The 7,637-nt window shown below is 69.4% G+C and carries 4 protein-coding genes and 1 pseudogene; 1 reads left to right on the top strand and 4 read right to left on the bottom strand.

Translation table 11 applies throughout. From position 1 onward, the window contains the following. The coding region (locus tag JX283_RS07470; RefSeq protein WP_204830013.1) for a transglycosylase domain-containing protein at window positions 1-1,580 on the top strand (1,580 nt) is incomplete at its 5' end. 159 nt (window positions 1,581-1,739) lie between these two features. Here the strand turns inward: JX283_RS07470 and argH are convergent. The 4 genes and pseudogenes from argH to JX283_RS07450 form a co-directional block, all read right to left on the bottom strand. Then, window positions 1,740-3,152 carry an argininosuccinate lyase gene (gene argH / locus JX283_RS07465; protein WP_204830012.1) on the bottom strand — a complete coding sequence of 471 codons (1,413 nt, stop codon included), beginning with the start codon at window positions 3,150-3,152 and terminating at the stop codon, window positions 1,740-1,742. Window positions 3,153-3,176: 24 nt separating this feature from the next. Then, window positions 3,177-4,511: an argininosuccinate synthase gene (locus JX283_RS07460; RefSeq protein ID WP_204830011.1), complete on the bottom strand. Its 1,335-nt coding sequence runs from the start codon at window positions 4,509-4,511 to the stop codon at window positions 3,177-3,179. A gap of 214 nt (window positions 4,512-4,725) precedes the next feature. Continuing rightward, window positions 4,726-5,160 (bottom strand): arginine repressor, encoded by a 435-nt coding sequence (locus JX283_RS07455; protein ID WP_204830010.1) that lies wholly within the window; start codon window positions 5,158-5,160, stop codon window positions 4,726-4,728. Between the two features lie 1,562 nt (window positions 5,161-6,722). Next, a pseudogene (locus tag JX283_RS07450) lies at window positions 6,723-7,637 on the bottom strand (phospho-sugar mutase); the annotation flags it as partial.

Below are 7,637 nucleotides of genomic sequence, written 5' to 3'. Positions count from 1 at the left end.
CCCAAAACCCCGAGGCCTCCGTCAAGCGCCGCAACCTCGTGCTCAAGCGCATGCTGGACGCCGGCGACATCTCGCAAGAGGAGTACGACGAGGCCCACAACACGCCTTTGGAGCTCAACCCGGGGTCCAACACCATGTCGAATACCGGCGTCTACCCCTACTGGACGCAGTACATCAAGGAAGTGCTGTCGGAGGACTTCTCCAGCGACACCGTCATGAAGGGCGGCCTCAAGGTCTACACCACCATCGACCCCGACGCCCAGCAGGAGGCGCAGAAGGCCGTGTCCGACCGCCTGGAGGCCATCGGCCAGGAGGGCCTCGAGAGCGCCCTCGTGGCCGTGGACCCCTCCACGGGCTACATCAAGGCCATGGTGGGCGGCAGCGACTTCTCCAAGAACCAGGTGAACCTGGCCACCCAGGGCATGCGCCAGCCGGGNTCCTCGTTCAAGGCCTTTACGCTCGTGGCGGCCATTCGAGACGGCATGGACCCCGACGTCTACCTCAACTGCAACTCACCGCTCAAAGTCTCGTCCAATTGGACCGTCAAGAACTACGGCGGCGTCTCATACGGCACCATCACGCTGAGGAAAGCCACCGAGCTCTCCTCCAACACCGGCTACGTCCAGGTGGCCCAGGCCGTCGGCGGCCAGAGCATCGTCAAGTGCGCCAAGGACATGGGCATCACCGAGGACCTCCCCGCCTACGACTCCATCACCCTGGGCACCATCCCCGTCCCCGTCATCCAGATGGCCGAGGCCTACTCGACCCTGGCCTCCGGCGGCGTGCACCGCGACGCCGTGGCCATCACCAAGATCGAGGACCGCAACGGCAACCAGGTCTACGAGCACAAGGACACGCCCACCCAGGCCCTCGACCCCGCAGTGGCGGCGGCGGCCACCGACGTCCTCGAGGGCGTGGTCACCTCCGGGAGCGGCACGGCCAAGGTGGTGTCGTCCTACGGCATCGACCAGCCCATCGCCGGCAAGACGGNCACCACCGAGTACGCCGACAACCTGTGGTTCTGCGGTTACACGCCCCAGATCGCCGTGGCGGTGTGGACGGGCTACCCCGACTCCTCCAAGACCGTCTTCATCGACGGCTCCGACGGCCACCCCTCCAACAGCTCGTGCCCCATCTTCGGCCAGTTCGTGAAGGCCTACCTGGGAGACACCCCCAGGGCAGAGTTCCCCGACGCCGACGCCAGGCCCACCTACAAGGCCAACAGCACCTGGTCGTTTGCCAAGAACACCGGGTCCTCCTCGAACGGCGGCTCCAGGTCGTCGTCCCGCGCCGCCCAGACGCCCCCTGAGGAGACCACGGTGACAGAGGAGACCACGACCACCACGACGACCGAGCAGCCCACGGCACCCACCGACAACGGGCAGGGCCAGGGCGGCGCCACGACACCCACGACGCCCTCCCAGGGCGGGGCCACCGGCGGCGATGCAGCGGGAGGCACCGGCACCGGAGGCACGGGCGGCANCGGCGGCACAGGCACCGGCGGAGGTACGGGCGGTGGCGCCGGCGGCAACGGCGNGGCCGGAGGCGATACCGCGGGCGGCACGACCCCGACGGGCTGACGCCGCGGGCGCCCTGCCCGGCACCCCCACAGGGAACCGAACAAGGGGCCCGGCGACCGAGACGGTCGCCGGGCCCCTCTTCTTTGGGAACCCCTAAGTGCCCCCCATCAGGGGGCGGTCCATCTGGAGGACGACCCCAGCCGCGCGGGCCGCGGACCCCTAGCGCGCCTCCCCCGCAACAGCCNCCTTGAGGAGGGCGAGCTGCTCGGCCACGGCGTCGGGGGCGGTGCCTCCGAACGTGGTGCGCCGCGAGACCACGGCGTCGATGGCCACGGCATCGGGGGCATCGTCGCCGAAGAGCGGCGACCAGCTGCGGAGCTCCTCGGCCGTGAGATCCTGGAGCGTCACGCCGGCCTTGACGCAGTCGGCCACCACGCGGCCCACCACGCCGTGGGCCTCCCGGAACGGCATGCCCTTGCCCACGAGGTAGTCGGCGAGGTCCGTGGCCGCCATGAAGCCCTCGTGGGCCGCCTCGGCCATGCGGTCGGACCTCACCCTCATGGTGCGCACCATGCCCGTGACGGCATGGAGCGAGCCCAGCACGGTGTCGAAGGCGTCGAACATGGGCTCCTTGTCCTCCTGGAGGTCCTTGTCGTAGGTGAGCGGGATGCCCTTGAGGACCGTGAGGATGGAGACGAGGTCGCCGTAGACGCGGCCGGTCTTGCCGCGCACAAGCTCACAGAAGTCGGGGTTCTTCTTCTGCGGCATGATGGACGACCCCGTGGAGTGGGCGTCGTCCATCTCCACGAAGCCGAACTCCGCCGTGGACCAGACGATGAGCTCCTCGCAGAGGCGCGAGAGGTGCATCTGACACATGGAGCAGGCGTAGACGAGGTCGCACACGAAGTCGCGGTCGGCCACGGCGTCCATNGAGTTGGGGATGACCGAGGAGAAGCCCATGGCCCCGGCCGTCATGGCGCGGTCCAGCGGGTAGGTGGTGCCGGCCAGGGCCGCCGNGCCGAGCGGCGAGGCGTCCGCGGCGTCGAGGGCCGCGTNGAAGCGGCGGCAGTCGCGCAGGAGCATCCACGCGTAGGCCAGCAGGTGGTGGGACAGGAGGACCGGCTGGGCGGGCTGGAGGTGCGTGTATCCGGGCATCACGACGCCGGACTCCCCCTCCGCCCGCTCCGCGAGGGCGGCCACGAGGTCGAGGGCGGCGTCATGCAACGAGGCCGCGAAGCCCTTGGCCGCGAGGCGGCCGTCGGTGACGGTCTGGTCGTTGCGCGACCGCCCGGTGTGGAGCCGCCCGCCCGCCGGGCCGATGCGCTCGGTGAGCACGCGCTCGATGGCCATGTGCACGTCCTCGTNCACCGTGGGGTCGAAGACGAACGTGCCGGCCTCGATCTCGTCGGCAATCCGGGCGAGCCCGGCGCGGATGGCGTCCACGTCGGCCTCGTCGAGCATGCCCTGACGGCCGAGCATCGTGGCGTGGGCGACGGATCCGGCGATGTCCTCGCGCCACAGGCGCCGGTCGAACGTCAGCGACGCCCCGAAGAGCTCAAGCTCGCCCGAGGGCGTGGCGTCGAAGCGGCCTGACCAGAGGGGCTTCGGGGCTTGGTTCTGCTGGCTTTCCATGGGTCGTCCACCTCGGATTTTCGTCTACTTGTACAGGGTGACCTTGGCGGCGGCGCCGGAGGGCTCCACGCTCNCCACGAGAGGCTTGGGGTCGCAGGCGGCCGCAGGGGCGTCGCAGGGAGCTCCCTGGCCCAGGGTGCGCTGGGCCCACACCTTGTTGGGCAAGCCGTAGAGATCCATGAAGCCCTTGGCGGCGGAGCGGTCGTAGGTGTCGCCCTCGTCGTAGGTGGCGAGGCCGAAGTCGTACATGGAGCTGTCGCTCTTGACGCCGGTGACGGTGCAGGAACCCTTGTAGAAGCGCAGGCGCACGTCGCCGGTGACGGTCTGCTGGGTGGACTCGAAGAAGGAGTCGAGGGCGTCCTTGAGGGGGCTGAACCAGAGGCCGCCGTAGACCTGCTTGGCCCACTCGTGCTCGAGCTGCAGCTTGACGGCCAGGACGTCGCCGGGCAGGCAGAGCGACTCGAGGTGCTTGTGGGCGGTGATGNGGGCGAGGGCGGCGGGCTNCTCGTAGCACTCGCGGCTCTTGATGCCGATGACGCGGTCCTCGATCATGTCGATGCGCCCGAAGCCGTTGCCGCCGGCGATGTTGTTGAGCTTGCCGATGAGGGCGAGCATGGCCATGGGCTCGCCGTTGAGGGCCACGGGCCTGCCCGACTCGAACGAGACCACGACGTCGCAGGGCTGGTCGGGGGCCTCGATGGGGTCGACGGTCATGACCCAGGCGTCGCAGGGCGGCTCGTTCCAGGGGTTCTCGAGCACACCGCACTCGATGGCGCGGCCCCACACGTTCTCGTCGATGGAGTAGGGCGANGACTTGGTCACCTCGATGCAGATGCCGTGNTNGGCGCAGTACTCGATCTCCTGGGAGCGGGTGAGGAGGTCCCAGTCGCGCACGGGCCCGAGGATCTCGAGGTCGGGGTCCAGGGCCTTGCACTCCAGCTCGAAGCGTACCTGGTCGTTGCCCTTCCCGGTGCAGCCGTGGGCGATGGCCACGGCACCCTCCTTGTGGGCGATGTCCACGAGGTGCTTGCAGATGACGGGGCGGGACAGGGCGGAGAGGAGCGGGTAGCGGTTCTCGTACATGCCGTTGGCCTTGATGGCACAGGCGCAGACGTCCTCGCAGAACTCCTCACGCATGTCGACGGCGTAGGAGGCGGTGGCGCCGAGGGAGACAGCCTTCTGGGCGATGTGGTCGATGTCCGAGGAGCCGGGCTGTCCGAGGGCGGCGATGACGGTGACGACCTCAAAGCCCTGGTCTTGGAGCCAGGGGATGAGGCAGGAGGTTTCGAGACCGCCGGAATAGGCGAGGACGACCTTTCCCTTGGGGGCGGCGGTGTTGGCGGTGGCGGTGGCGGTCATGGCTCTACTCCTTGACGATGGGTGCCGTCGACGACGGTCCCCCGCGAGGAGGGGCCGTCCCAGGCTGTTCTGTTNTGTGAGCGGGTCTTTGCTTGAAGACAGACGCACGCACCGCCTCGNCGGGNCATGCGNGNCNAGACGGGCGCCGGACAGGCGTCGCCTGGGGTCTGGGGCGCGGACACCCGGAGGCTCGAGGCCTACCGGATGGCCGCCATCATCGGAAGTTGCGGAGCTTGTTGATGTGGCCCTCGAACGCCTCCGCGCTCTCGGGGGAGGTCGCGACCACCAGGATGGTGTCGTTGCCGGCGAGGGTCCCGACGACCTCNGGGAGGTCCGCGGCGTCGATGGCCGCGGCGATGCCCGACGCGGTGCCGGGCTGCGCCTTGACGAGCACGAGGTTGCCGGAGTGGTTGACGTCGGTCACGAGCNCGGAGACCATGCGCTGGAGGTGGAGGTCCTCGGCGAGGACGTACACGCCCTCGGGCAGCTTGCGCAGGCCCATGTCGGCGATGTCGCGGGAGACCGTGGCCTGGGTGCAGGCATAGCCGGCGTCCTCAAGCTCTTGGACAAGGACGCGCTGGGTGCGAATGCTCTTGCCGCGCACGATCTCGCGGATGGCATCCTGCCNGTTGTTGCGTCCCTTGACCAAAAAAAATCACCTTTGCCTTGGTTTCCTCGGCGCGCCATTCATCGTGGCGCATGAACCGGGGNCGCTCGGTCGAGCTGGTCGGCTTGCAGGCAGTTTGCCCCTGTCTGGACCTTTTGAGGGCAGTATTTCCCCTCAATTATCGACTTCGTAACAAAACANGTCCGGCGGACGGTACCNAAGCGTCGGCGGACGGCTGGATCGGCGCCGTCGGGCCTTTTGCAGGGTCCCTGACAAAGGCGTCCTCGCCGGCCGAGGGTTTATGATTGGTTACCCGAGGAACAAGATTCGTAAATGATACGGGAGGTCCCGTGAACGAGAGTCCGCAGATGGGAAACGGGCGTCCGCCCCTGGGCAACGGGTCCGGGCGTCGCTCAAGCCACGGCAGCCGGTCCTCCTCGCGGAGACGTGCCCAGGGCCAGCCGCCGCAGCTGCACGGCCGCGGCTACCAGACCCCGGCCCAACGCCGCCGCAACGCGAGCGGCTACCAGCTCCAGCGCCACCCCATCAACTTCGCCGGGCGCCGCGGGCGCCTGGGCGCGCTCGACCCGCGCCTCATCGTCCTTGTGGCCGTCGTCCTCGTGGCGGTGGTGCTCGTCGTCTCCTCGGTGGTCTCGTGCGTGTCGTCGGCGCCCTCGCGGGACCAAGGCCCCGCGGTGTCCCAGGACCTGCCCGACGACCTCCAGAACNCGCTCAGGCAGGCCCTCTCCCGCGACTCCCAGCTGGCCGAGATCGCGNAGCGCGGCTCCGAGTACCCCGAGCCCCTCATCCGGCTCGCCCTCGCCGAGCNCGGCNCCGTGGGCTTCGTCTACGGCTGGACGTCCTCAGACCACGACACCGCCCAGCCCTACGACGACGCCGTGGCCCAAGGCGAGGTCCNAGCGCTCTACGGCTGGGACGCCCGCTGGGGCNACCTCGACTACGGCGGCTCCCCGCTCGCCGTGACCGGCTCGGGCCCCATCGCCTGCGCCATGGCCCGCATCGCCCTCCTTGGGAACGCCGACCAGACCCCCGCGACCATCGCCCAGGCGGCTACCGACGCCGGCAAGGCCTCCGGCGACTCGGGCACCGACGCCTCGTTCTTCACCGAGAAGGGCGGCGACCTCGGGCTCGCCGTGGCGGCACTCGACCTCGCCGGCACCGCGGCCCCCGGGCAGGACGCGGGCCAGGACTCCCCCGAGGGCGACGGCCCCGACCAGGCAGCCGCGCCGGGNACCGCGGCCACGGGCGACGCCCTGGCGAAGGCCCTCGGCGACGGCACCTACGTGCTGGCACAGACCGGCGGCGGCGCTCTCGGCGCGACGCCGCACTGGGTGCTCGTGACCCCGGGCGACAACGGTGCCGTCACGGTGCACGACCCCACGTCGAGCGGGAACTCCTCGCACCAGTGGGACCCCGCCACCGTGGCGTCCGACGTCGCGACNGCCCTGNCGGTGCAGCCCGCCAAGGCGTAGCACCTCATCATCTCCCCCCCTGCACCTGAAAACGACTGAGGGCGGCCCGGCGTGTACCAGGTCGCCCTCAGCCTTTNTCAGGTGCGCTTGATNCAGATNAAGGAGGGATTCCTAGGCCATNAGGTNNTCCTTGGCGGCGACGGCCAGNTCGTCCTGGACGGCCTCGGCGTCCTCGCGGGTGGCGCCGGTGGTGAACAGGTAGGCCTTGATCTTGGGCTCGGTGCCGGAGGGGCGCACGATGACCTTGTGGCCGCCGGCGAGGCGGTACTCGAGCACGTTGGCCGCGGGCAGGGTCTGCGCGGGGTCCTCGGGNTCCTTGTTGAGGATGGGCATCTCAACGCACCCCGCGTAGTCGGTGCAGCCCTCGACGTCGTAGCCGGNGATGGTCAGCGGCTGCTGGGCACGGAGGCCCTTCATGATCCGGGACATCTTGTCGGCGCCGGCAGCGCCCTCGAAGGTGACGTTGACCACGCCGTTGAGGTAGAAGCCGAGCTCGCGGTAGAGCCCGTCCATGGCCTCGTAGAGGTCCTTGCCCTGCCTGGCGTACCAGCCGGCCATCTCGCAGATGAGCATGGAGGTGACCACGGCGTCCTTGTCGCGAGCATGGGTCCCGGCCAGGTAGCCGTAGGACTCCTCGAAGCCCAGCAGGTAGCGGTCGCCNTCACCCTTGGAGTTGAGCATGTCGATCTGGCCGCCGATGNNCTTGAAGCCGGTGAGCACGCNGCNCATCTCGAAGCCGTANTTGCCGGCCAAAGCGTCGGGCATGGCGGAGGAGACGATGGTGGAGACGACGACCTTACGGGAGACGTCCTCGCCGGCCTCCTGCTTCAGGCGGGCGAGCCAGTCGACGAGCAGGACGCCCACCTCGTTGCCGGAGAGCAGCTTGTAGTCGCCGTCGTGGGGCACGGCGATGCCNACGCGGTCGTCGTCGGGGTCGGTGGCCAGCAGGAGGTCGGGCTTGACCTCGTCGCAGAGCTCCAGGCCCTTCTGCAGCGCCTCGCGGATCTCGGGGTTGGGGTAGGGGCA

Source organism: Olsenella sp. CU969 (genome assembly GCF_905219715.1).
GTDB lineage: Bacteria > Actinomycetota > Coriobacteriia > Coriobacteriales > Atopobiaceae > Granulimonas > Granulimonas faecalis.
The sequence above is the reverse complement of the archived record's forward strand: the minus strand, read 5'-3'. Positions and strand labels throughout refer to the sequence as shown.